This window comes from Enterococcus plantarum, assembly GCF_001730295.1.
GTDB classification, from domain to species: domain Bacteria; phylum Bacillota; class Bacilli; order Lactobacillales; family Enterococcaceae; genus Enterococcus_L; species Enterococcus_L plantarum.
The window spans coordinates 52,964-77,839 of the sequence record NZ_MIKA01000023.1; the positions used below are offsets into that span (position 1 = coordinate 52,964).

The window sequence follows — 24,876 nt, forward strand, 5'->3', positions numbered from 1 at the left end:
AAAGAAAAATTTTTGATTATCGCGCTGCTTTTTTGTGATTGAATTGCCTTTATAATCAGGCTTTGGTGCTGTTTTTCTTACACCAACCTATGGTATACTATTTTTACTTACTACTTTCTTATCTAGCTTCTTGAACTAGTATTCAAAAGAAGGTATAAATGAATCAAGCGAAATACGGCTTTAAATTTAGGAGGAATTTCAGATGGGAATTATTAAAGCAGCAACAAGTGCAATCGGTGGCGGTTTAGCGGACCAATGGATCGAAGTTATTGAACCCGATAACATGAGTGATACAACCGTTATGACAAAAGGCGTTTTTGTTCGTAAAAATGATAAAAGAGGGTCAAATCGCAAAGGAACAGAAGATGTTTTGACTGATGGTTCTGTTATTCATGTTTATCCGAATATGATGATGATTTTAGTCGATGGCGGAAAGATCATTGATTATACGGCTGAAGAAGGATATTATACTGTGAAAAATGATTCCGCACCTTCTGCTTTTAATGGCTCATTGAAAGATGCGATTTCTGAAACATTCGACCGTTTTAAATTTGGTGGCGTAACACCTCAAAAACAACAAGTTTTTTACATCAACCTACAAGAAATCAGAGGTATCAAATTTGGAACATCTTCACCGATTAATTATTTTGATAATTTTTACAATGCTGAACTATTTCTACGTGCACATGGGAATTACTCAATCAAAATTACAGATCCTTTATTATTCTTTTCAAATGCAATTCCTAGAAATAAATCCCAAGTTGATATTAATGATACCAACGAACAATATTTAGCTGAATTTTTAACGGCACTACAGGCAGCAATCAACAAAATGTCAGCAGATGGCGAACGCATTTCTTATGTACCATCTAAAAGCTTAGAATTAAGTAAATATATGGGGCAAGTACTAGATGATGAATGGCGCTCACTACGAGGAATGGAAATCGTTTCTGTTGCGGTAGCAAGCATCTCTTATACAGATGATTCTACTAAATTGATCAATATGCGCAATCAAGGTGCCATGCTTAGTGATGCTGGAGTTCGTGAAGGCTATGTACAAGGCGCAATGGCTCGTGGCATGGAAGCTGCCGGAAGTAATGAAGGTGGAGCAATGAATGGTTTTATGGGCGTTGGAATGGGCATGAATACAAGTGGTAATTACTTTGCTCAAGCGTCTCAAACCAATCAACAACAAATACAAGAAAAACAAAATCAACAAAATGCGCAAGGATCTGATAGTACCTGGACCTGTCCGCAATGTGGAACTGAAAATAGCGGCAAGTTCTGTTCAAACTGTGGAACACCAAAGCCAACAAATGAAAAACCAAAATTAGAAATGAAATGCAGCGAATGCAGTGAAATCGTTGATTTATCTACTGGTATTCCAAAATTCTGTCCACATTGTGGCAAACCATTTCAAGGAATTCCTTTATAAGCCGAAGAAATTGGGTGTGGGACAAAAGTAAAAAATACTTTTGTATCACACCCTAAATGCAAATAAACGGTTGGAGCAGAAGCAATCCTAGCTTCTTTTTCTTCTAATCAACACTCAACTATTTGTAAAAGCGCTTTTCACTTATATTAATTCGCTACTCAAAGAAAGGAACAATTATGACGGATACCTTTACACACAAATGCCCAAACTGTGGCGGTCCCTTATTATTTGATCCGAAAGATCAAATGTTTCATTGTGAATACTGTCTCAGTGTCTATACAGAAGCTGAAGTAACCTCTTATGAATCCTCACAACGAGAAGCACATCTAGAAGATGAGCAGAAGCAATATATTGAAGCTGAGTTAACATTTACAGCCGAATCGCAGAAAGAGGACATGACTCCTGAAGATACGGCTACTTTTAAAGAAGCAACTGGTTCAGATGGTTTGACAAATGATACCTTAGAAGGAGCAATGGAATTATTCAATTGTCCAAGCTGTGGTGCGCAAATCGTTACTGAAGCAACAACTGCGGCTACATATTGCTATTATTGTCATAATCCGGTTGTTTTATCTGGAAGATTGAGTGGTAATTTTCTTCCTGAAAAAGTCTTGCCTTTTGCTATTGAAAAAGAAGAAGCGATTGAAAAGTTCTTAGCTTGGACAAAGAAAAAATGGTTTATTCCAAAAGACTTTTTCAATAAACAACAAATTGATCTGATGACAGGTGTCTATTTCCCCTATTGGGTCGTAGATGCTCAAATCGATGGTCAACTAAATGGGACGGGAACTGCGATTCGTATATGGCGTGTTGGTGATATTGAATACACTGAAACGAAACAATTCGATATCGAACGACAAGGAAAGATTTCTTTTACGGAATTGATCAAAAATGCTCTTTCTAAAAATGTACAGCAAAAAATGGTAGAAGCAGTTCAGCCCTTTTTAATAGACAAAGCTGTTTCCTTTAAAAGTCAATATTTGGCGGGATTTCAGGCTGAAAAAAGAGACATTGAATATGAAACGATCCAAAATGCTATTCAAAATGAACTAAAAGATTATTCTGAATCGTTACTAAGAGATACGGCTTCTGGCTATACTACTTTAACCAACTTACGAACAGATATTTCTTTAAACAGCGAAAAAAATCACTATATGTTGTTGCCGATTTGGGTCGTAACATATCGTAGTAACAGTCAGTCAAAAAAAGTATATTACTACGCTATGAATGGACAGACAGGGAAAGTAAGTGGGATTTTACCAGTTAGTTATAAGCGTTTAGGGTTATTTACATTTGGCATTTTTGCTGCAATTTTAGCTATTTTCTTGATTGGAGGTTGGTTTATATGAGAAAGATCCCTTTTACTCTGTTCGTTGTTCTTTTTCTACTATTTGGGTTTTCGTTAAAAGCCAAAGCGGCAGATGATTCCATCGATGACCAAGCTTCTCTTTTCAGCTCTGAACAAATTACTCAATTGAAAGAAGCGATTGGCCCAATTGAGGCAAAAACGAAAGCACGGATTTTTATTATGAGCAATACGGATAATGATTCAGACTCTACTCGGTTCGCAGACTATTATATGCTTGACCGCATTGGTAAAAATCAAAATGGTATCACTTTTTATGTTGATATGAATCAAAGAAAGTTTAGAATTTCAACTTCTGGAAATATGATTGATTACATGACAGATAAGCGAATTAACCAAACACTAGATGATATTGAACCCAGCATGAGAAACGGAAATTATTTTCAAGCAGCACAAACTTTCCTAGAAAATATAGGTTCCTACTTTGATCAAGGTGTTCCTGGTGGACATTATCGAGTCGACACTGAAACAGGAAAAATTACTCGTTTCAAAACGTTGACTACCACTGAAATCATCATTGCCTTTGTAGCAGCAATTGTTTTAAGTGGTATCTTCTTTGCTATTAGTGTATCCAAATACCAATTAAAATTTGGTACCTACAAATACCCTTTTAGAGAAAAATCAACGCTTAACTTGACGCGAAGAAACGATGTGCTAATCAATTCATTTATCACGACCCGTCGAATCCCTAGAAATAATTCCAATGGCGGTTCAGGCGGCGGAAGCAGTACTCACTCCACAGGCGGCGGAACATTTGGCGGTGGTGGTCGTAGCTTTTAATCCCTAAAAAATAAAACATCGTCTCGTATTATAGTGTGTTCCTCGAATTTTGTTCGTTTCTGCAATTAATTATATTACGAGTAAAAGTCACCTTGTTATTTAGTAAAATACAAGGTAGTATAGAAACAAATCCTTTTTTTAAATAAGTAAATTTAATTTGAATCTTATTAGGGATTTTTATCACCATTATTTTATAAAGCGAGGATATATCGATGAAAAAATTATTAAGTTTAGGTGTGTTAACGTTGTGTAGTATAACGTTGGTTGCTTGTGGAGGCAATAGTAAATCTACCGATACCAAAAAAAATGAAATGACTTCAACTTCCCCCCAAAAAACAGATGATGTCTCTTTTAAAGACGATACATTAAAAATTGAAATGGCTACTCTTAAACTATTATCAACTGAAGTTTTACCTGCTGACGAAAATCTCCTAAGAGAAAAACCACAGTTAGCAATTACTTATGAAGTAACGAACAATAGTGAAGAGCTGATTTCAGCTGCTACAGTTTGGATTGCTTGTATGGGATTAACACAAGAAAGTAAAGATACGATCAATAAACTAACCGTTGGTATGACGCCTCAAGATGAAAAATTTGCAGAATACACGGAACATCAACTGGATGATATTAAACCTGGAGGTACAGTGAAAGCTATTATTTCTTATGACTTAGATGACACAGAAACGCCAGTTATTTTGAAAGCGACTCAAGGAATGGCTGGAAAAGAACTTGGGCAAAAAACCATTAACTTAAAATAATCCTCGCTTTTCAGATATTCATTTGAAAAATGGAATAGCAATCATGAAATTTATGATTGCTATTCCATTTTTTTCTCTAAATTTAACAGTTGCGTGTTAAACAGAAATAACTTCATTGACAGCTATGTACTTTTTTCTCGTTTGATTTATTTTAAGTAATCAACTTTTTATACACCCCTATATAATAATACTATTTACCTCTTAAAATAAACTAAAATTGATTAAAAACGAGACTATCAGAAATCAAATCACATTAGAAGAATCACTAAAGATTGTGTTTCTAGTTATCCCCTCATTCCAAACTCTTTTTCATTTCTTTAAAATCACTATAAAAAATACTCTTGAATAGTTTATTAATAAACTTGATAATAAGCTCGAAAAAAATACCTACTGTGAATATCGCTACCGTTAGCATCATCATGTAAAACAACCCCAGTTTAACTCCTCTATCTTGAAAAACTTGACTAATATTTAGAAAATCTTGTAGATTAATCCAATCTTCTGCATTATCAATTGGAACTGTAGATCCTTTCATTAGATCGCTATCCATGATTTTTGTTGAAACTTCTTTTAATATGCCTAATCTGTTTGGTAATGGAATTCCTTTTATTTGTATCTTTCTGAAGAAATAAGACTCATGAAAAAGATAAACAGTAAACGTCGCAGCAGATACACTGTTTATCAATCTAATGCTTCCTATCTTTAAGCGACTAAACAACTCAAAAATACTTACACTACAAATCATAAATAATATACTTGGGGACCATAGGACATTTATAAAAGGTGATTTAACGAATAACGCACTAGGTTCCTTATAAAATTCGTTCAAATTTGTATTCAAATTTACTTTATACTGAATAATTTGAATCGCAACAAAGGAAACAATACATAACAACAGATTAATTGTCTTCACTTTTTGTAATGGGTTATACAAACGAATGAATCCACCAATGGAATAGACTAGAATTCCAATTACAAAGTTTTGTATTTTTAGATTTGTAAGAACATTGAAGATTTCCATAAAACTTAACAAGAATGTCATAATTAAAATGAAATTTAGATAACTTTTTTTATCTAACCTGTCAAGAAAATCATTGAGAACATACTTGGCAAAGATAATAATAAAAATATAATATCCGATGAACCACCAACCTTTGAGCGCCATATGTATATCCGAATTTGACGAAAGCGGTATTTGAAATTTCCCAAATAAATAAGAGACCCCCATTAAAATAATCGCTAACAAATAAGAACGATTTAATAACTTAACTCCTGGTTTCAATACGTTAATATTTTTCTTGCCAATCAAAAAATATCCAGTTATTAAAATGAATAAGGTATTTCCGATTTGCCCAAAAGTATACATGATTTGAATTGTTTCTAAATGATAAAAATTCGATTTTCCATCTAGATTAACTAATGCAAATCTATTGTAATCTGAATGGTGAATGACTAAATGGTACACAATGATGCCCAGCATAGCTAATATTCTTAAAAGTTCAAAATTCGATTCCCTTTTTTTTGTTATTTTTTCTTTCATAAGTCTCTCCTCCTGTAGTACAAAAAAACATAAATCAATATTACCACAAGAGAACTATTAAGTCTATTTAGTTTGAAAAACCATTCTTTTTATGTAAAAATAATTAATAAATAGAATATAATTACATTTTAATTGTTATTTTATTTTTTCTAACATTATAAATATTTCCCTTAATTATTAGTTATATTATGTAGTTATCATACTTGATTCGTAAAACTCTATTGTATTCGTATTAGGTCAAACCTTATACGAAGATAAAACCAATCCTTTTCCTTTATCTTGATGCATTATCCAATTGTAAATAAACTTCGCATTAATTAGGATAAAATAACATTTTTCAAAAAATAAATAATATTAAAATAATGAAGAAGCACTTGAAGTGAATAAAAAAAATTTGATGAAAAGATGTTTTTTAGATCTTTCATTACTAAAAAAATGTTCAGTCTGTTTTAGATATGAAATTTTAGTTTATGCTAAAAATGAAGAAATATAATGTCATGAAGAAACTAGATTTTGAAGAGTTATCCGTTTATCTTTCTTATTCTATTCACGTTTGAGCAAATAAAAAAACAGACCTAAAAGTCTGTTGTTACGCTTTATCAATCAGACACATGGCGGCACCTACTTAGTGCTGCTTCCTTCCGGATCTGACACGCTTCGTAAGCCCACCATTGTCCTAGCCTTTCGGCAAGATTTAGTATACCGCATTTTTTGATGCTTGGCTAGTCTTTCTGTCGATTTTTTAAAAGTTTCTTTTCTTCCCTTAGTTTTCTAAAAAAATTTGAGAGTAAATCGCCGCATTCTTGCTCCAAAACTCCAGCTTCAACATAGGCTACATGATTGAATCGTTGATCTTCCAGTAAGTTCATCAAGGTTCCTGCTGTTCCGCCTTTTGGGTCTTTTGCACCATAATAAACTTCATTGACTCTTGAAAGAATCATTGCACCACTACACATTGGACAAGGCTCTAACGTAACAAATAATTGAGCACGTTCTAAACGCCAATTGTCGATTGCTGCACACGCCTCTTTGATTGCATACATTTCTGCATGGGCTGTTGCATCTTGACTTGCTTCTCTAAGATTATGTCCACGTCCAATGATTTCTCCGTCTAAAACAACAATAGCCCCAATTGGTACTTCTTTTATGGCTTCTGCTTTTTTTGCTTCTTTGATAGCGTGCAGCATAAACGTTTCTTTTTCTTCTATCGTTAGACTGCTTGTCTTTTCATTCAAGCGATTTCCGCCTCTCGTTCTTTATACTTTTATCTTATTCATGGTACAATAAATTAGTGAGGTGTGTCTATGACTATTGAAGAATTAATTACATTATATCCTAACGGAAAAATCCAGCAAGCCAAGGGCACAAACAATGCTCTATCATTGCCGATTGATGGAAAATACTTTGTCCTTGATAAAGCACTGTTACGAGAAACAGAAATTCATTTATTAAAATCATTGTTCCCTGAAAATGAATATTTTGTTGATCAAAACAAACATCCTTGGTTTGGCTATCTATTCGATCGAACACCCCTTAACCTAGAAGGAACATTTCGTATCATACAATTTCAATTAAAAAAACCAAAAGCCTTTTTACAATCTGAATGGGAAACTAGCATTGAAGAAATCTTCCCAAATCTTGATGATTTCTTTTTTATCAGCGAGAATGATGGCGCTTTAATTGAAAAATATGAAAAAAACTATTATAAATTAGAAGAATTACAAAGTATATTTTTAACTTTGGACGCTGATTTCGATTCTTCTACGACAGCTTTTATTGGTAATTTTTTCCCAGCCAATGAACACTTACCTGCATTATTTAAAGAAGAACAACAGATATTTCAGACCGAAGCGGATCCTATTCGCGGGAAATCGACCTTTTCCTTACCTGATGTGGTATTACATTATTTTACGAAGGACGCGATGAATCAAAGCCAGATCGTTCAGACGTTTGCTAAACAACTAGTTTTGACAAGTGAGATACAACAAATTATCCTTGCTCTTTGGCGGAACCAAGGGAATATTAGTTCTACTTCCAAAGATTTATACATGCATCGTAATACACTGCATTATCGCTTAGAAAAGTTTTATGAGCAAACAGGCCTTTCTTTAAAACGGATGGATGACCTAGTATTTTGCTATTTATTGATTACAAAATAAAATAGTAGGCAACCACTGCGAAAGTGGTTTGCCTACTATTTTACATCATTTCTTCCACAAAACTAACGAAACGATCTTTCAAATTCTCCGTATTGTCTTTTAAAGACTCACCATAAGAAGATATTTTTTTTCGACCGTCTTTGACTTTACCTAAAACGTTCATCATAGAATCAAGCTCATCATCAGATAAATCATCTACAATTCCTAGCAATTTTTCGTTGCCACCAAATTTATCATTTACGAATTTTTTTGCTTTAAATCGATTCGATACGTGGTAAACTTTCTTGACGATTTTCTCAGATGCAATTACCGCTACTGATACACCTGCTACCGCAGCAATACCTAAACCAATACTAATTTTTGTTGATGTTTTCATTATTTTCAGCTCCTTCTTACTATCTATCTTTATGATAACACACTCTCAAAATTTGAGGTAACAAAACAGAATATACCATTCTTAATCTCTACGATTGTTTCCGCCAAATAAAATGATCAGGCGCAGTAATTGTAAAAATGTGGCTAAAGCAGCGGCGACATAGGTCAATGCTGCTGCAAATAATACTTTCCTTGCCATCGGTACTTCTTCTTCTGTCAAAATATTGCCATCTGATAGAATTTTTAACGCTCTACGAGACGCATTAAACTCTACTGGTAAAGTCACTAATTGGAAAAGTAATGCCAAAGAAAACGCCAAAATCCCAATATTGATCAATGTTTGGTTCCAACTAAGTAGTACGCCGACTAAAATAATTGGAAATGACAGCGCGGAGCCAAAATTGGCTACTGGAACGATTGCAGCACGAATTTTCAATGGGCTATACCCGGTATGATCTTGCACGGCATGCCCACATTCATGCGCTGCTACTCCAATTGCTGCAACAGATGTTGACTGAGCCGTCGCTTCTGATAAACTTAATATCTTGTTGCCAGAATTATAATTGTCAGTCAAATCTCCTGTAATTTGTTGCACACCGACATCATTGATCTGTTCTTTTTGCAAAATGTATTGAGCGGCTTTTGTGCCGGTTACATTGTTTCGGCTTTGAATTTTGTTATATTTTCTAAACGTACTATTTACGTAAGCTGACGCAGCCATTGAAATCAACAATCCTACAATCACTAAGATATAGGTTGGATCAAATAGTGCATAAAAAGGCATCATTTTTTCATTCCTCCTGTTCTTTACTTCATTGTATCATGAGTTTCTAAAAAAAGTATAACTATACCTTGACGAATTTATGAACTCTAAAAATGTTTCTCTAACAAAATTGTCACATTATTTTAAGATAATCCGATGGCAAATTTCCTCAAAAACAGGCATACTAGGCATAAGAGGTGACGACAATGAAAAAATTTTTATTTTTTATCTTACCATTCATCCTTTTAACAGCAGGTGTTTGGTTTGGTTATGATTATTATTTTGGTGGCAAGGATTATTATACTCGTGTTGGAGAACCAGTTGAGGTAAGTACTGGAAAGTTTTCAAACGGTGAGAAATATACAGAGTATGACTATGAGCACACCGCATTTGATGAAAAAGGCGAAAAAACAGTTCAAAAAACATACGAAGTTAGAGCAAAACCATTGCGAATCAATGCTTATTTAAAATTAAAAATCAATCCTAGAAAAGGTGTTCTCAGCTGGGAAGAAGTTCCTGAAAAAGATGTTCCTAAAAAAGCGTTGGAAAAATTAAACTAAGACTAAAAAGAGGGTGGAACGTGACTCGTAGAGTCATGTCCTACCCCTTTTTTAGTTACAGTTGATTACTAATTTTTTCAATATTTTTCAACACAATCGATACGGTACCATCTGGGTTGTTCACAAATTCGATTAGATCGCCATTTCGATAAACTTCTATCGGTACGATCAATTCGATCCCATTGCTCATTTTTAATTTTTGCTTCCCAAATTTTTTCTCTGAAATTTCTCTAGCTTCTCGAACTGGAGGTGTTTTATCAACAAATTTTGATTCATTGACTTCATCTTGATACGCCATCCGTGCTGAAATATTTTCTTTAAAAACTAACTCAGCCACTTGTTCATTGTCGATCGTTCCAGTTTCTTCAATACTTTCATACACGGCTTCTTTCACAGAAGCAATCAACTCAAATTCATCTTCATTAAATTTTTTACCAATTCGTTTCACCGCTTTTTTGATTTCTTTCATATTTTCTTCTATAGAAGGAGCTGGCTGTGATTCAATCACTTTTTCTGAAAAATACCACACTTTTTCCCCTGAAAACTCATAACGTTTTTCTAGGAGCTCGTATGCTAAAGTATCTAGGTTGACGGTCATTCCTTCATCAGGCTTTTGTGATTTCGAAGGTAAAATAGCTCGATTGATGATCAATTTGTTATAAACAGCCTCATCTTCATAATCCACATAATGAGTGTAGCTTTCTTTATAGTTTAATTTGATCATTGCTAAATGCATCACCGTATCTAATTCGTATAAGATGAAAAGAACATCTGCACTCGGCGCATCTTCACTACCAGAATACACATCATACCAGTGTTGAGCCAACTGTTGACTTTTTTGAATAAAATCATTAGGAATTCCTCTCATTTTATCAACAAAAGAACTTTCCTCTGCTAAAATACCTGTTTTTGTTTGAGCCGTCGAAAGCTTTGTTATCTTACTTGTTAGATAAACACGAATATACTCTGTGGTTAAATCTAATTCCTTTGCTGAAAATACTGGTGTTCCTGTTTCACGATCAATAATGTGTAAAATTGCACTTTTTAAATAAATATCCATCTGTCATTCTCCCTTTTTTTAAGCCCTATTTAGTCTACCCGAAAGAACAAAAAAAACCAACTATTTTTAGTATGAAAAATAGAATAACTTGTCTCATCTAACTAAAAATAAAACGAGCAAAAGATCGTTCCTACGAAAAAAGGCCAGGACATCACTCTACAGGTCCCAACCTCTTTTTACGCACTTCTTATTATTTTTCTTCAGCAAACAAGTTCCCCGTCGCTTCATCGACAGGATCAAGTTTGTTAAAAATACCTTTTGTTCTGAAAATATACGTTAAAATAAATGGAATGATGAATGCAATCAACATTGCGCCGAAAAATGGTACGTAGTATTGAGGAACGATAGATAAAATACCAGGTAATCCACCAACCCCAATACTGATTGCCTTCACATCAAACAATGTGGAAAATAGTCCTGCACAAGCAGAGCCGATCATACCAGCAACAAAAGGGTAAACATACTTCAAATTAATCCCAAACATTGCCGGTTCTGTAACACCTAAGTAACAAGAAATCATCGCTGGAATCGAAACTTGCTCTTCTTCTTTATTTCCTCTGTGCATAAAGACTACAGCTAATACAGCAGATCCTTGAGCAATATTTGATAAGGCAATCATCGGCCATAAATTGGTTGATTGAAAATCGGCAATCAATTGTAAATCAATCGCATTCGTCATATGATGCAGTCCTGTAATAACTAGCGGAGCATACATAAAACCAAAAACGGCGCCAAACAACCAGTTAAGAGATGAGGTCAACCCAGCATTCACGATATCTGAAATCCAGCTTCCAATTGTCCAACCAATAGGACCTAAGATCACGTGAGCGGCAATGACTGTTGGAACGAGTGCAAATAGTGGTACAAAAATCATGGAAACTGCTTGTGGTATAACTTTTCTGAAGAAGCTTTCTAAATACGCCAATAAAAATCCTGCTAACATAGCTGGAATAACTTGAGCTTGGTACCCAATCATATTTACTTGAGCAAAACCAAAATCCCAAAAAGGGATATCTGCGGCGGCTGTACTTGCAACAGAATATGCATTTAGTAATTGTGGTGATACTAACGTAATCCCTAAAACAATCCCCAGAATTTGAGTTGTGCCCATTTTTTTAGTAATACTCCACGTAATACCTACTGGTAAGAATTGGAAAATCGCTTCACCAATCAGCCATAAAAATGAATTGACGCCACTCCAAAATTGGGATACTTCAACTATTTTCTGACCCTCTAAAAAACCAAATGGGATCCCTTCCAATACATTGCGAAAACCTAGAATCAATCCCCCAATAACCAAAGCTGGAATCAACGGTGTAAAAATTTCCGCTAAAACTGAGATTGCTCGTTGAACAGGATTAAGATTTTGTTTTGCCGCTGCCTTCCCTTGCTCTTTGGAAACGCCTTCAATTCCTGAAATAGTAGAAAATTCATTATAAAATTGCGGTACCCCATTGCCTATAATGACCTGAAATTGCCCTGCATTTGTAAATGTTCCTTTGACAGACGGAATCTTCTCAATCGCTGCAGTATCTGCTTTATTCAGATCGTTTAGAACAAATCGCATCCGCGTTGCACAATGTGAAACAGCTGCGATATTTTCTTTTCCCCCTACATCTTCTAACAGTTTTTTTGCGTCTTCTTGAAACTTACCCATTTCCTTTGCTCCCCTCTTTAACTTGTATATACAATTAACTTGTATTTGTATAATACTTTATTATTTGATTTTTTACAAGCGTTTTCTTTTTTTAAATGAAAACTTTTTTTGCATTATTTTTCGTCATAGGAACAAAGACTTACATCACAAAACAAAAGCGATGATTTTACTTTTTCAAATTACTGGAAATTATTCCATTAAATGGTACACTTGGATTTACCAAATAAAAATAAAAAAACTGTTTATAACATTAGTAATGACCGGAGGAAAGATGAAAAAAAATAAACTTGCTACTAAATTAAAAAAACGCTTATCAGCTGTTCAAGTTTTAGCTTTGGGTTTTATTGTCTTAATTTTTGTTGGCGGAATACTTTTGACTTTCCCAATATTTTCGCGCAGTGGAAATGCCACGCCATTCATTGACGCTTTATTTACAGCCGTATCTGCGGTTTGTGTCACTGGTTTAACAACACTTAATACTGCTTTACATTGGAACGCGTATGGACAATTGATCATTATGGTTCTAATTGAAATTGGTGGCTTGGGCTTTATGACGATGCCTGTACTTCTCTATTTTGTCTTACGAAAAAAAATAACCTTAAGTACACGAATGTTATTAAGGGAAGCTCTGAATTTAGATGACATGTCTGGTGCATTTCGTTTGATGATATACGTTGTTAAATTTGCTGCTGTAATTCAACTAGTTGGTGCTGCACTCCTTTCAATTGAATTTGTACCCGAGTTTGGTTGGAAAAAAGGGCTTTTCTACGGTCTCTTCCATTCTATTTCTAGTTTTTGTAATGCTGGTTTTGATTTATTAGGGGACAGCTTAACCCCGTATCAAACAAAGCCTTATGTTTTGCTCGTCATTGCTATTCTGATTATTTCTGGCGGTCTTGGTTTTATTGTATGGCAGGATTTGTTGCGCTTTAAAAAGAAACGAAAGTTTTCTTTACATACAAAAATTGCTTTGATTACAACGGGGGCTTTACTGCTCGGGGGCTTTATCCTATTTTTTATTACAGAACACAATGCAAGCAATTTAACAACTGGTACAACCTTTTTTGAGCGTCTAGCCAATACATTCTTTATGTCGGTTACGCCAAGAACAGCAGGCTATTATTCCATCGATTATATGCAAATGACAAACGCTGGATTAATTACAACTATTTTTCTGATGTATGTGGGTGGAACATCTGGATCAACTGCTGGTGGCTTAAAAACGACAACATTTGCTGTACTGGTCATTCAAATCGTTTCAATCTTCAAGGGGCGCACACGAGCTGAATTTAATGGGCGTACGATTCGAGACAGCACCGTCTTTCGTGCTTTAACCTTATTCTTTATCACATTGACATTATGCGTCATTTCAATCATGATTTTAACCATAACTGAAACGATTCCGGAGTCTGCTGGTATTGAGTATGTGGCATTTGAAGTCTTTTCTGCCTTTGGTACTGTCGGACTAACCATGGGTTTGACTCCTGATTTAACAGTTGCTGGAAAAATCATGATTATGTTACTGATGTATATTGGCCGAGTAGGAATTTATACGGTTGGTTTTTCACTTCTAACAAGAGGACAAAAACAACAAGCTAAGTTTAAATACCCTGATGAAAGCGTAATGATTGGATAATAAAAAAGACACACAAAGAATTTTTTCTTTATGTGTCTTTTTTGTTTCTTTTTTCAATTATTTTTATGTTAATCATCGCTTATTTAAAAATAAAAAATCCCACCCTCTAAAGAAGGTGGGAAAAGGAGTTTTACTCTAAAGAGTAAAATGAAAAAATAAAAAGGGTTGTTGTTGGTATGAATTTATAATACTATTTTTTCAAATTAATATCAACTAATAACTCTCGTATACGATAAAAAATTTCAAAAATCGATCAAAAGGGTTTCTTTTTTCATATATTAAAAAAATTTTCTACTTCTCTTTCGTGATAAAACTGTCCTATATGGCCCTATTGATAAGTGATAGTAATAAAAAACATCCCATCTCCATTAGAAGATGGGAAAAAGGAGTTTTTACTCTAAAAGAGTAAAATGAAAAAATAAAAAGGGTTGTTGTTGGTATAAGTGTATAATACTCGGCAATAAATAATTTTGCAAACAATATACTTCTACATTAATGACCGATTTCCATCTTTTCAAATACAAAAAAAACGATCCAACTATCGTTGAATCGTTCTAAAAGGTTTAAATTAGTTTTTTACGATGTTTGTTGCTTGTGGTCCACGTTGACCTTCTTCGATATCAAATGATACGCTTTGACCTTCGTCTAAAGATTTGAATCCGTCACCTTGGATTGCTGAAAAGTGAGCGAATAAATCTGTTCCGTTATCTTGAGTAATAAAGCCAAAACCTTTATCTGCGTTAAACCATTTCACTGTACCTGTATTCATAAATGTGTTCCTCCTAGTGCTTTTAGCACGATTAATTTTGCAATACCTTTGTGATAAAAAAAAGAGGAATTAAAACACCCTTACGAATGAAATGACCTATTAATTTAAATTACAATTATACTACATTTATTATTATACGACGAAATTAGGTAAAAGTATACATTTGATTTCATTTATGAGAAAAAACTCATTTAACTTATTGCCTTCTTCATCTTCATCCCTTTTACTTAGTAAAATCCCACCTCAAATGAGGTGGGATAAGGATAGTTATTTGTTAAGGTATTGATTTTTCAGACTTGTTCAGTTTACTACATAATGACCGCTCATGCAATCATATTTTATTATAAACATCAATTAACTCTGAATAGCCATTTGATAGTTTCTCCATCACGTCAATCAGTGCTTCTTCTTCTCCCCCAAAACTTGCTGCTAGTTCGTTTGATAGACTCTTGAACTCTGAGGCTTTTTCTATAAATCGATCAATATAGATACTAGAAGTGGCTGAAGAAAATCCTTCTTTTTCTATATCTTTTGAATCTGTGGGTATTTTTTTTAGCTCATCCAAAGCTTTAGAAACGTCAATGTTCACTCCAACATAGTTCTCAGTGGTTAAATCAATCCTACCCTCTTCAGCTATGCTGTTACTAACAACATCTCTGGCTTCTTTCGCTGTATCAAGAAACTCTAACATTCCTAATGAAATTTTATTGCCTTCTTTTTTATGAGCTTCTCGCTCTTTCTTCTCTGTTTCACTCATGAACGTTCGCATATTATCGGAGAAATTCTTTATCGGGTCGTTCATTTCTTTAGTGATCGATACTAATTTACTATTTAGCTCTTTTCCTTTTTCATCATGATCATTCAAAAAATCTTTTTCCTGATAATAACTCTCAATTTCTTCTAAAATCAATACTTCTTTTTTTAGGACTGTCAATAAAGGTTTTACATCCTCATCAATCGCCATTTTGGGTTTAGTCGAGAGTCTTTTTTCCGCTTCTTCTATCGCTCGTTGAACTGAACCAATTACTCCGATATACCCGAGTGCAGTTTTATCATCTGTCGGCACAAACTGACCGTCTCCATCCATATGTTTCTGTGCATAAGAATGTTCAATTTTTGCTAATTCACCTGACAAAACACTGAATAAGTCAACATAGGCATTATACTTATCTTTTTCATCTATCTTAGAAGAATAAGAATCGTCATTCGCAATATTTTCTTTTGCCTTTTCAAGCTTATTACAACCAGTCATAACAAAGACCACATTCAATACCAACAAGACCATAAACACGTTACTCTTATTTTTCATTTTAGTCTAATCCCTTTATTTAGTTATGTCGTAATCGCTTTCGTTATCAACAGATTATCGCTTCGTATAATAGATGCGATCCAACGCAATAGTTGTTAATAAAAACGCTTTTTGATCATGTGCATCATCAATCTCGATATGATATTCATCTCCACCTAAAGTCAGTTTTCTTTTATCAATGTCACAAATAATTTTATCCTGCATCGTAAACTGGTGGCTGCCTGTCATTCCATAGCCTAATTTTACTTCTCCAATAGGTGAGTCAATCGTAAATTTATAGCTGAAAATATTTAACGAACGCGCCATAGAAACAATTTTTTGATCATCCACTAAAATATGATATTTTTTGAAATTGTAACTTAAAAATGACCCAATGATACTTAAGAAATTGACATCGGTTTCACATTTCGCCAATGTTTGACCGTCTAAATCTGTAATTTCAAATTTTTCTCTTCCTAAAAAACTTCCTTTTACTTTATATAGTGGATTTCCTGAACCGTCTAAAATCTCATAGGTTGGTTTTAATGCAACTAATTTTTGTTTGATAATATATTTCATCATAAAACTCCTTTTTTTACTCTTTTTTTATACATCCTTTTTATTTCTTTGCAGTGACTGCTATTTCCAATGTGTTGAGTAAGTGATATTCATCGTCATATACTTCCAAATTTACTGGTATCTCTTCGTTAGAAAGTTTAAAGATTTCGTAATATAACATCTCTCCATTTGGCTCTAAAGTGTCTCTATTAAGTGCTTTTGGATTAAGTTTGTCCAATTCGCCTAAAATCGTGGACTTTAGGTATTCGCCATTTTGACGAAAGAAAAAATAGGTTCTAAGTGGTGGGATCGACGTAATGTCTTTTTTATTTTTAAAGTTATAGTAAATGACCAGCGTTGGCTCATCGAAAACATCTCGCAGAATATCTGTCTCCGTGATTTCAACTTTGTATTGATCGGTTTCAATCGTATCACTTTTAGCTACATCTTTATTATCATACGATATTATTTCTAGCTTTTTTGCCTTGATATCCAACATATCAACTCGTTCATTTTTATAACTCGTATAAAGATAGCCTATCGGCGTTCCCTTAATTCGAAGGATATCACCACTTTTGGGCCAATTTTCTTTTTTTATACTAGACAAATTTAAATAAATCGGCGTATTCCGATTTCTCATCAAAAAGATTGATCCATACCATTGTCCATCTAAAGTATCATCCTTGGATTCAACTTGCTTAGGGTCGCCTTCCATTTTAGCCACAAAACTGATATCTTGCTCAAATTGCGTGGAATGTTCGACTAGCTTAGGCAAATTTGCATTCCTGGACAATTCATTGTATAGTTCTTCTTTTTCTTTTACTGAAGTGCTAGACGAAGTTGAAGGCATCGTTTGATCTGAGTAATGCCTCTCAGCTTCTGATTTTGTCTTATTCATCATTGAGCAAGCTGTTGTACTTCCAATCCCAATTAAAAAAATTATCCATAACAACCCTTTTTGTTTCACGTTACCGCTCCTTTTCTTTTAGTATTTTGATATTGATAAATTAATCGTTGGAATTGAGTGATAAGATTTTTCTTTATACCTACATCTTGTAGTTATATTATCATGCACTTTTCTATTTTGTCAATAGTCGTGTTATAATTGGATTGTTAGAACGAACGGATACATTTATTTATGAAAAAAAGGAGAACCCTATGGCACTGAAAATATCTGATTCAGAATTAGAAATACTACGAATAATTTGGGCGCATGACGGGCGCATGATGTTTTCTGAAATTGTTGATGCATTGCATGCTAAAGAATTTGAATGGAAAAATAATACTATTTTGACATTTCTAGCCCGTTTAACTGAAAAAAAAGTGTTACAGATTCAAAAAAAAGGTAGAAGAAATGAATATATTGTCTTGTTGACAGAAAAGGACTATGTCGAAAATGAAACAAAAGAATTTGTTGGAAAAGTGTATGAGGGTGAAGTTAAAGGCTTGATCGCTACGTTGGTTGAAAATGACTTAATTTCAAATCAAGAAATAGAAGATTTAAAAGACTATTGGGAAAAAAATAAAGAATGATTGCTGAAAAACTATTGAACTTACTTATTTCCCTCAGTATTTCAGGTTCAATTCTATTTGGCGCTTGGCTTATAGTTCACGCATTTTTGCAAAAAAAAATGTCAAGACGTTCTCACTATTATTTATTATTGATTGTTCTTTTGCGCTTTATTCTTCCTTTTTCTGCCGACCAGAGTTTTGTGGGTAGGTTCTTTTCGTCATTCGAAACCACTCCTTTTTATGAAACGCTCTATGGGTCTGCCATTCAAAGAAAACCTTCTGTTTTCATTGGAGAAAATGTTATTTTTAAGGACAATATCATTTTGGGAAGTAAAGAACAACCTTTCGCACCGTATATCTTATATTTTTGGTTGGCTATTGTTTTTTGTCTGCTGATACATAAAATCACTAAATACCAAAGCTTTGCGAAGTACATCAAATCGGATTGGCAACCCGTAGATAATCCAGATATTCTAGATATCCTAAGTGAAATTTGTGAAGAGAAAAAAATTACTTCTCCTATCGATCTGTTTACGACACCATTAGTCTCTTCTCCTTTGCTGTTGGGTATTACAAAAAATTATATTGTGTTGCCTCATGAAAAGTTGAGCAAAGAACAGCTTTACAATATCTTATCCCATGAAATAACGCATTATTCAAGTAAAGACATCTATTACAAATGGTTCATGCAATTCATTATATGTATTCATTGGTTTAATCCAGTCGTTTATTTTATTGGAAAAGTTATGAATCAAGAATGTGAGTACGCTTGTGATGAGGGGACTACACGTCATTTTACAAAAGAAGAATTTTATCAGTACGGCGCTACACTGATTGAAATGGCAAAACATCCTGGAAGGTACAATGAGAAAGTAGGTCCGGTCACACTTTATGAAAATACTAACGAAATCAAAAAACGTTTAGACTCAATGCTAATTGCTCAAAAAAGAAAAAAAAACCGTCAATCAATTACGTTTTTGACATTTGTTGGACTGATTGGTTTTGCCTTTAGCTTAGGTTCCTATACAACAAGATCGACACCTGTCGAGGATACATTAGAAGAACAAACTACAGAAACTAGTTCCACTGAAACAGATACAACAAATAGCAAACCTTTGGGTCGGCATTTTTCGTAATAACATTTTTTATCCCACGTAATCTATACAAAAAAATCCGCTCTGAATGTTCAGTTAGCGGATTTTTTGTTCTTATTTTTTCGGTTCGTCCTCGTCCATTTTCAAAACTGCCATGAAGGCTTCTTGTGGTACTTCAACAGAACCAACTTGTTTCATTCGTTTTTTACCATCTTTTTGTTTCTCTAACAACTTACGTTTACGTGAAATATCCCCACCATAACACTTAGCCAAAACGTTTTTACGCAGTGCTTTGATGGTTGAACGGGCAGTAATTTTTTGACCAATGGCTGCCTGAACTGGTACTTCAAATTGTTGTCTAGGGATTAGCTTTTTCAATTTCTCAACAATGACTTTCCCACGTTCGAAAGCGAAATCTTTATGCACAATAAAACTTAGCGCATCAACTTTTTCTGAATTTAATAAGATATCCATCTTAGATAAATTACTCTTACGGTAGCCAATCATTTCATAGTCTAATGAAGCGTACCCTTTTGTTCCTGATTTCAAACGGTCGAAGAAATCATAAACGATTTCTGATAAAGGCATATCATAAATAACATTCACTCGGTATTCATCCAAGTAATCCATCGTCACAAATTCTCCACGTTTTCGCTGAGAGATTTCCATTACAGCACCAACATATTCATTTGGTACCATAATCGTTGCTTTGACATATGGTTCTTCTACAAAATCTACTGTACTTTGATCTGGAAATTCAGCTGGATTATCCACTACGATTTTTGTACCGTCTGTTTTAGTGACATGATAGATTACGGATGGCGCTGTTGTAATCAAATCAAGATTGAATTCTCGTTCTAAACGTTCTTGGATAACGTCCATATGCAGCAAGCCTAAGAATCCACAGCGATAGCCGAAGCCTAAAGCTTGAGAAGATTCTGCTTCAAATTGCAAAGCAGCATCATTTAATTGTAGTTTCTCCAAAGCTTCACGTAATTCTACATAACGTGAATTGTCGATTGGATACAATCCACAATAGACCATCGGATTCATTTTACGATACCCTGCTAATGGTTCTTTTGCAGGATTATCCGCTAAAGTTACAGTGTCCCCTACTTGCGTATCTTGAACCGTTTTGATTGCTGCTGTAATGTAACCAACATCGCCCACCATTAAAAAGTCACGACTGATTGGTTTCGGTGAAAAAATACCCACATCGGTCACTTCAAAGGTTTTATTATTATTCATCATCATGATTTTATCGCCAGGTTTTACTACCCCGTCCATAATGCGAACATTTAAAATAACACCACGATAACTATCATAAACTGAATCAAAAATCAGTGCTTTTAATGGTGCTTCGAGATCCCCTGTTGGCGCCGGAACAAGATCTACGATTTGTTCTAAAATATCTTCGATTCCAATACCTGCTTTGGCACTAGCCAAAACAGCTTCACTCGCATCGATTCCGATCACATCTTCGATTTCGGTACGAACTCTTTCTGGATCTGCCGCTGGTAAATCGATTTTATTGATAACTGGAATAATTTCCAAGTCATTATCCAAAGCCAAATAAACATTCGCCAATGTCTGTGCTTCGATTCCTTGCGCCGCATCCACAACTAAAATAGCCCCTTCACAGGCTGCTAAGCTTCTTGATACTTCATACGTAAAATCGACATGTCCAGGCGTATCGATCAAGTGGAAGATATAGTCTTCTCCGTCTTTTGCCGTATAGGTCAATTCAACTGCATTTAGTTTGATTGTAATACCACGTTCACGCTCTAAATCCATCGCATCTAGCAATTGATCTTGCATTTCGCGATCTGACACAGTTTCCGTCTTTTGTAAGATTCGATCAGCAAGCGTTGATTTCCCATGGTCAATGTGAGCAATAATGGAAAAGTTACGAATTTTTTCTTGTCTTTGCTTCATTTCATTTATATTCATTCATAGTCCTCATTTCTTTTATGAAAAGCTGAATGAGCTTGTGATTTTGTTCAATCAAATCGTACTGGCTCATCGCTCAGATCATTTTCAATCAGCACTTTTCATTATAACAAGATTTCCATCAGAATTAAAGAACTTTCCCGCGTTTCCCTATTATGCTTATAAATCGATTGATAGCTTATAAAAAGACTTCGTGATTTGCTCTATCATCTTGAAGCCTTTATTTCACAAAAAAATCTTTCTTTATCTTTTTTTAGTGATTAATACTCTATTTATTCCCCTTTTTTTGATATACTGGGAATAGAAAAACAATTGGAGATGGAAAAATGGACCAAAAAGAGTTCAGAGAACATTTAGAATTAAAAGCGGTAGATGAGAAATATGTGGATCAGTTTAATGAATTGTTAAGCTATGTCTTTCAATTTACGGAAGCTGATTTAGAAGAAAGTGGCTATGAAAGTAAAAAAGAATTAATAAAATCAAAACAGCCAATTTTAGAGCAATCAAAAGTATTCGGCTGGTTTCATGAGGATCAATTAATTTCACAAATTGCCATTTATCCCTGTGAAGTAAACATTCATGGGAAACTTTTCAAAATGGGCGGTATAACGGGTGTCGGTACTTATCCTGAATATGCGAACCATGGCTTGATGCAGGATCTGATTCATCTTGCTCTTAAAAATATGCGGGAAGATCAACAATGGATTTCTTATCTTTATCCATACAGTATTCCTTACTATCGCAGAAAAGGCTGGGAAATCATGTCAGATAAATTATCTTTCAAGATTCGTGATACCCAATTGCCTAAACAAGTCAATGTTCCTGGAATGATCGAACGCGTGAGTGTTGATCATGAGGATGTCTTTACTGTGTATGCAAAATTTGCTCGTCAAAATCATGGCGCCTTAATCCGTAGTGAGTTTAACTGGGAAGAATACTGGCGATTTGAAAATGAAGACGAACGTACAGCTGCAATTTATTACGGGGCAAATCAAGAACCTTTAGGTGTGTTATTTTACTGGGTAGCTGAAGATGTGTTTCATATCAAGGAAATGTTTTACATCAACCAAGAAGCGCGAAATGCTTTGTGGAATTTCATTTCGGCTCATTTCTCAATGATTGATTGGGCTGAAGGCGATATTTATAAAAACGAGCCCCTAGCCTTTTTGTTAGACGACAGCCAAATAAAAGAAACAATTGAGCCTTATTATATGGCTAGAATCGTGGATGTAAAAGAAATGTTGCTAGCATATCCTTATTCCAGTACCGCAAAACCGTTTCATTTTGTCGTTAGCGATCCAGTTGCTGAATGGAATAATGGGGTGTTTAGTTTATTATGGGATGAAGAAGATCAAGTATCTGTAACAGATGAACCTCTGGGGCAGCCTGTACACATTGATATTCAAACGTTAACTTGTTTATTGATGAATTACCGTCGACCAACTTATCTCCATCGAATCGAACGTTTAACTACGGATAAAGAAACATTGCATTCATTAGAGCGAATTTTGCCTGATCAAGAAGCTTATTTTAGCGATTATTTTTGATCCTATTAAAAAAAATGCTCAACAAAGGATGATTTTATGAAGGACTATCTTGTTATTCCAACTTTGCTAGTCAATACTACTAGCATGACATTATCATTTGCAGAAATAGAGGCAAAAATGATAGACAAGCAAGGATTGCCTGAACTAGCTAAAACGTATAGCGCATGGTGGACAAAAAAAGAGCATTCGTTTTCAAGTGCATGGGCTGCTTATGGCTATCGTGTGGATAAGGTTGATTTAGTAAATCAACTTGTCTGTTTCTCAAAAAAATAAAAGGATACACTAACTTAGAGGTGAAAAAATGAATATATATTTTGCAGGACCAATGTTTGCCAAAGCAGACCTTCTTTATAATGAATATTTAGTAAAAAAAATTCGTGAATTAGATGATTCAATCGAGGTTTATTTACCACAAGAAAATGAAGGGATCAATGATAAGACAGCCTATGCTGACAGTAAGATGATAGCTCTAGCTGATACTGAAAAAGTACTTGAAAGTGATTTACTTGTTGCTATTTTAGACGGAATTACGATCGATGCTGGGGTGGCTTCTGAAATTGGTGTGGCCTATGCTAAAAATATTCCAATGATCGGTCTTTATAACGATACACGCCAACAAGGTGCCAATAATCAAAAGAAATTAGCAGCCTTAGGCGATATTGCTGAAAATCAATTCCATTATCTAAACCTATATACAATTGGTTTGGTAAAATTAAATGGAGCCGTCGTCAGTGATGAGCAATCATTTTTAGATTCAATCAAACAAACGTTAAACAAATAAACACATCGGAGGCTTTTCTATGAAGTTAGAATTTGAGGATAAACAAGAAAAAAATGCATTTTATTTGTTACTTGTGTTCGGTATTATCACATTGATCGTCAATATCGTGAAGACATTTGTCGTTCAACCAACAGAACAATATATGTTGTTGACATTTGAAATGATTGCAGGGATTGCTGTGATTTTTGTCCCTTTTATTTTCACAAAATTTACAGGCTTGGTTTTCCCTAAAATGGTCCGCCTGTATTATTGGTTTTTTATCTGGATCGCCGTTTTTCTTGGCACCGGTTTGCGCTTGATCATTATCGTGCCCTTTTGGGATAAAATTCTTCATGCCGTTAGTCCTATTTTGTTAGTGGCTGTGGGGTATGCGATCATTGGGTATTGTTTACGTGAGTCAGATTTTTCAAAAATCAGTCCTTGGCTATTCATTATCATGGGGTTTGCATTCGCTGGATTATGCGGAGTTTTCTGGGAGTTCTGGGAATTCCTATGTGATTCGCTGGGAAATATGAACTTACAACGTTACATGACAGAAGCTGGACAGCCATATATCGGTCGCGAAGCCTTGATGGATACCATGGGTGACTTACTTACCAATACGATTGGTGCTTTGATTTTAACGGTTTATAGTTTTACTCAACGACATAAACCAGACTATTTTAAAGCTTATGCATTTAGAAAAGTAACTAAATAAAAATAAGCTCAGAACTAAACGACTTTTTCGTTTTATTCTGAGCTTTTCTTGCTATTATTCTACTTCTAACTCAACTGAAATATTCCCTCTTGTTGCTTTTGAATAAGGACATACTTCATGGGCAGCCTTCACTAACGCTTCAGCCGTTTCACGATCGACATCATCGATTTTCACTGACAGAACCACGCCAACTTGGAATCCAGATTCTTCATCACTGAATAAAGAAACGGTAGCTTTTACTGTGCTTTTTGATGTGATTTTTTGATTAGCCATTACAAGTTCTAATGCACTGTTGAAACAAGAGCTATACGCTGCTGCAAATAATTGTTCTGGATTCGTTTTATTTTCTTGATGAGGTCCAGGCGAAGTTACTTGATAACTGAATGATTTATCTGGTGAAAAGACTTCCCCTTCTCTTCCGCCGGTATTGATGATTGTTGTTGAATAGATTTTTTTCATGATTCATTCCTCCAATTCTTATTATCATAGCTCTATCGTACAATTAAATTGTACACAATATTTATACAGATGTACATTAGTTTGCTTCAACTGTAGTGATTTTTTTAATAAAAAGACTGCAAAAAGTGTACG

Annotated in this window: 25 protein-coding genes and 1 other RNA gene; 13 read left to right on the forward strand and 13 right to left on the reverse strand. The window is 34.5% G+C overall.

Annotated features, from left to right (window positions below):
* Window positions 1-202: 202 nt before the first annotated feature.
* The 4 genes from BCR22_RS08520 to BCR22_RS08535 all read left to right on the forward strand — a co-directional run bounded on the left by BCR22_RS08520 (window position 203) and on the right by BCR22_RS08535 (window position 4,339).
* Window positions 203-1,435, forward strand: a complete 1,233-nt coding sequence (locus BCR22_RS08520) for an SPFH domain-containing protein (RefSeq protein WP_069654512.1) — start codon at window positions 203-205, stop codon at window positions 1,433-1,435.
* Between the two features lie 176 nt (window positions 1,436-1,611).
* A complete protein-coding gene (locus BCR22_RS08525; protein WP_069654513.1) occupies window positions 1,612-2,784 on the forward strand; it encodes a TFIIB-type zinc ribbon-containing protein in 1,173 nt (390 codons plus the stop codon).
* Window positions 2,781-3,581 (forward strand): TPM domain-containing protein, encoded by an 801-nt coding sequence (locus BCR22_RS08530; RefSeq protein WP_069654514.1) that lies wholly within the window; start codon window positions 2,781-2,783, stop codon window positions 3,579-3,581. Before BCR22_RS08525 ends, BCR22_RS08530 begins: the two co-directional genes overlap by 4 nt.
* Window positions 3,582-3,793: 212 nt before the next feature.
* Complete coding sequence (locus tag BCR22_RS08535) at window positions 3,794-4,339, forward strand: DUF5067 domain-containing protein (RefSeq protein ID WP_069654515.1); 546 nt, start codon at window positions 3,794-3,796, stop codon at window positions 4,337-4,339.
* A 292-nt stretch (window positions 4,340-4,631) separates the two neighbouring features.
* Here BCR22_RS08535 and BCR22_RS08540 read toward each other — a convergent pair whose 3' ends face one another.
* The 3 genes from BCR22_RS08540 to tadA all read right to left on the reverse strand — a co-directional run bounded on the left by BCR22_RS08540 (window position 4,632) and on the right by tadA (window position 7,114).
* Complete coding sequence (locus tag BCR22_RS08540) at window positions 4,632-5,879, reverse strand: acyltransferase family protein (protein ID WP_069654516.1); 1,248 nt, start codon at window positions 5,877-5,879, stop codon at window positions 4,632-4,634.
* Window positions 5,880-6,475: 596 nt separating this feature from the next.
* Window positions 6,476-6,562, reverse strand: an RNA gene (ffs, locus tag BCR22_RS08545) — signal recognition particle sRNA small type.
* A 39-nt stretch (window positions 6,563-6,601) separates the two neighbouring features.
* The gene (tadA, locus tag BCR22_RS08550; RefSeq protein ID WP_083241791.1) at window positions 6,602-7,114 is read right to left on the reverse strand and encodes a tRNA adenosine(34) deaminase TadA; all 513 of its coding nucleotides are present in this window, start codon (window positions 7,112-7,114) and stop codon (window positions 6,602-6,604) included.
* Window positions 7,115-7,183: 69 nt separating this feature from the next.
* Here tadA and BCR22_RS08555 point away from each other — a divergent pair, with 69 nt between their 5' ends.
* The gene (locus BCR22_RS08555; RefSeq protein ID WP_069654517.1) at window positions 7,184-8,038 is read left to right on the forward strand and encodes a helix-turn-helix domain-containing protein; all 855 of its coding nucleotides are present in this window, start codon (window positions 7,184-7,186) and stop codon (window positions 8,036-8,038) included.
* A gap of 40 nt (window positions 8,039-8,078) precedes the next feature.
* On the opposite strand, the gene BCR22_RS08560 is transcribed toward BCR22_RS08555, so the two are convergent.
* Both BCR22_RS08560 and BCR22_RS08565 read right to left on the reverse strand, forming a co-directional pair.
* Window positions 8,079-8,414: a hypothetical protein gene (locus tag BCR22_RS08560; RefSeq protein WP_069654518.1), complete on the reverse strand. Its 336-nt coding sequence runs from the start codon at window positions 8,412-8,414 to the stop codon at window positions 8,079-8,081.
* 81 nt (window positions 8,415-8,495) lie between these two features.
* Window positions 8,496-9,200 carry a zinc metallopeptidase gene (locus BCR22_RS08565; RefSeq protein ID WP_069654519.1) on the reverse strand — a complete coding sequence of 235 codons (705 nt, stop codon included), beginning with the start codon at window positions 9,198-9,200 and terminating at the stop codon, window positions 8,496-8,498.
* A 182-nt stretch (window positions 9,201-9,382) separates the two neighbouring features.
* Here BCR22_RS08565 and BCR22_RS08570 point away from each other — a divergent pair, with 182 nt between their 5' ends.
* Entirely contained in the window at window positions 9,383-9,736 is a 354-nt protein-coding gene (locus tag BCR22_RS08570) for a YxeA family protein (RefSeq protein WP_069654520.1), read from the forward strand.
* A gap of 55 nt (window positions 9,737-9,791) precedes the next feature.
* Here the strand turns inward: BCR22_RS08570 and BCR22_RS08575 are convergent, their stop codons facing one another.
* Complete coding sequence (locus BCR22_RS08575; protein ID WP_010761098.1) at window positions 9,792-10,796, reverse strand: nucleoid-associated protein; 1,005 nt, start codon at window positions 10,794-10,796, stop codon at window positions 9,792-9,794.
* Between the two features lie 190 nt (window positions 10,797-10,986).
* A complete protein-coding gene (gene treP / locus BCR22_RS08580; protein ID WP_069654521.1) occupies window positions 10,987-12,453 on the reverse strand; it encodes a PTS system trehalose-specific EIIBC component in 1,467 nt (488 codons plus the stop codon).
* A gap of 271 nt (window positions 12,454-12,724) precedes the next feature.
* Between treP and BCR22_RS08585 the strand changes: the two genes are divergently transcribed.
* On the forward strand, window positions 12,725-14,089 hold the full coding sequence (locus BCR22_RS08585) for a TrkH family potassium uptake protein (RefSeq protein ID WP_069654522.1): 1,365 nt from the start codon (window positions 12,725-12,727) through the stop codon (window positions 14,087-14,089).
* A 568-nt stretch (window positions 14,090-14,657) separates the two neighbouring features.
* Here BCR22_RS08585 and BCR22_RS08590 read toward each other — a convergent pair.
* The 4 genes from BCR22_RS08590 to BCR22_RS08605 all read right to left on the reverse strand — a co-directional run bounded on the left by BCR22_RS08590 (window position 14,658) and on the right by BCR22_RS08605 (window position 17,671).
* Complete coding sequence (locus tag BCR22_RS08590; RefSeq protein WP_010772775.1) at window positions 14,658-14,858, reverse strand: cold-shock protein; 201 nt, start codon at window positions 14,856-14,858, stop codon at window positions 14,658-14,660.
* A 331-nt stretch (window positions 14,859-15,189) separates the two neighbouring features.
* Entirely contained in the window at window positions 15,190-16,167 is a 978-nt protein-coding gene (locus tag BCR22_RS08595) for a DUF3829 domain-containing protein (protein WP_083241792.1), read from the reverse strand.
* 54 nt (window positions 16,168-16,221) lie between these two features.
* Window positions 16,222-16,725, reverse strand: coding sequence for an LURP-one-related/scramblase family protein (locus BCR22_RS08600; RefSeq protein WP_069654524.1), 504 nt, complete (start codon window positions 16,723-16,725; stop codon window positions 16,222-16,224).
* 40 nt (window positions 16,726-16,765) lie between these two features.
* Window positions 16,766-17,671 (reverse strand): DUF5067 domain-containing protein, encoded by a 906-nt coding sequence (locus tag BCR22_RS08605; protein ID WP_069654525.1) that lies wholly within the window; start codon window positions 17,669-17,671, stop codon window positions 16,766-16,768.
* A 191-nt stretch (window positions 17,672-17,862) separates the two neighbouring features.
* On the opposite strand from BCR22_RS08605, the gene BCR22_RS08610 reads away from it, so the two are divergent.
* Window positions 17,863-18,237, forward strand: coding sequence for a BlaI/MecI/CopY family transcriptional regulator (locus tag BCR22_RS08610; RefSeq protein WP_069654526.1), 375 nt, complete (start codon window positions 17,863-17,865; stop codon window positions 18,235-18,237).
* On the forward strand, window positions 18,234-19,352 hold the full coding sequence (locus BCR22_RS08615) for a M56 family metallopeptidase (RefSeq protein WP_069654527.1): 1,119 nt from the start codon (window positions 18,234-18,236) through the stop codon (window positions 19,350-19,352). The genes BCR22_RS08610 and BCR22_RS08615 overlap by 4 nt, the downstream gene beginning before the upstream one ends.
* Before the next feature lie 72 nt (window positions 19,353-19,424).
* On the opposite strand, the gene lepA is transcribed toward BCR22_RS08615, so the two are convergent.
* Window positions 19,425-21,260, reverse strand: a complete 1,836-nt coding sequence (lepA, locus tag BCR22_RS08620) for a translation elongation factor 4 (protein WP_069654528.1) — start codon at window positions 21,258-21,260, stop codon at window positions 19,425-19,427.
* Between the two features lie 326 nt (window positions 21,261-21,586).
* Here lepA and BCR22_RS08625 point away from each other — a divergent pair, with 326 nt between their 5' ends.
* The 4 genes from BCR22_RS08625 to BCR22_RS08640 are packed head-to-tail and all read left to right on the forward strand — an operon-like array spanning window position 21,587 to window position 24,285.
* A complete protein-coding gene (locus BCR22_RS08625; protein ID WP_069654529.1) occupies window positions 21,587-22,807 on the forward strand; it encodes a GNAT family N-acetyltransferase in 1,221 nt (406 codons plus the stop codon).
* A 36-nt stretch (window positions 22,808-22,843) separates the two neighbouring features.
* Window positions 22,844-23,080 (forward strand): DUF7662 domain-containing protein, encoded by a 237-nt coding sequence (locus BCR22_RS08630; RefSeq protein ID WP_069654530.1) that lies wholly within the window; start codon window positions 22,844-22,846, stop codon window positions 23,078-23,080.
* Between the two features lie 28 nt (window positions 23,081-23,108).
* On the forward strand, window positions 23,109-23,588 hold the full coding sequence (locus tag BCR22_RS08635) for a nucleoside 2-deoxyribosyltransferase (protein ID WP_069654531.1): 480 nt from the start codon (window positions 23,109-23,111) through the stop codon (window positions 23,586-23,588).
* A 19-nt stretch (window positions 23,589-23,607) separates the two neighbouring features.
* Window positions 23,608-24,285, forward strand: a complete 678-nt coding sequence (locus tag BCR22_RS08640; RefSeq protein WP_069654532.1) for a DUF2238 domain-containing protein — start codon at window positions 23,608-23,610, stop codon at window positions 24,283-24,285.
* 54 nt (window positions 24,286-24,339) lie between these two features.
* Here the strand turns inward: BCR22_RS08640 and BCR22_RS08645 are convergent, their stop codons facing one another.
* Complete coding sequence (locus BCR22_RS08645; RefSeq protein ID WP_069654533.1) at window positions 24,340-24,744, reverse strand: organic hydroperoxide resistance protein; 405 nt, start codon at window positions 24,742-24,744, stop codon at window positions 24,340-24,342.
* Between the last annotated feature and the right edge of the window lie 132 nt (window positions 24,745-24,876).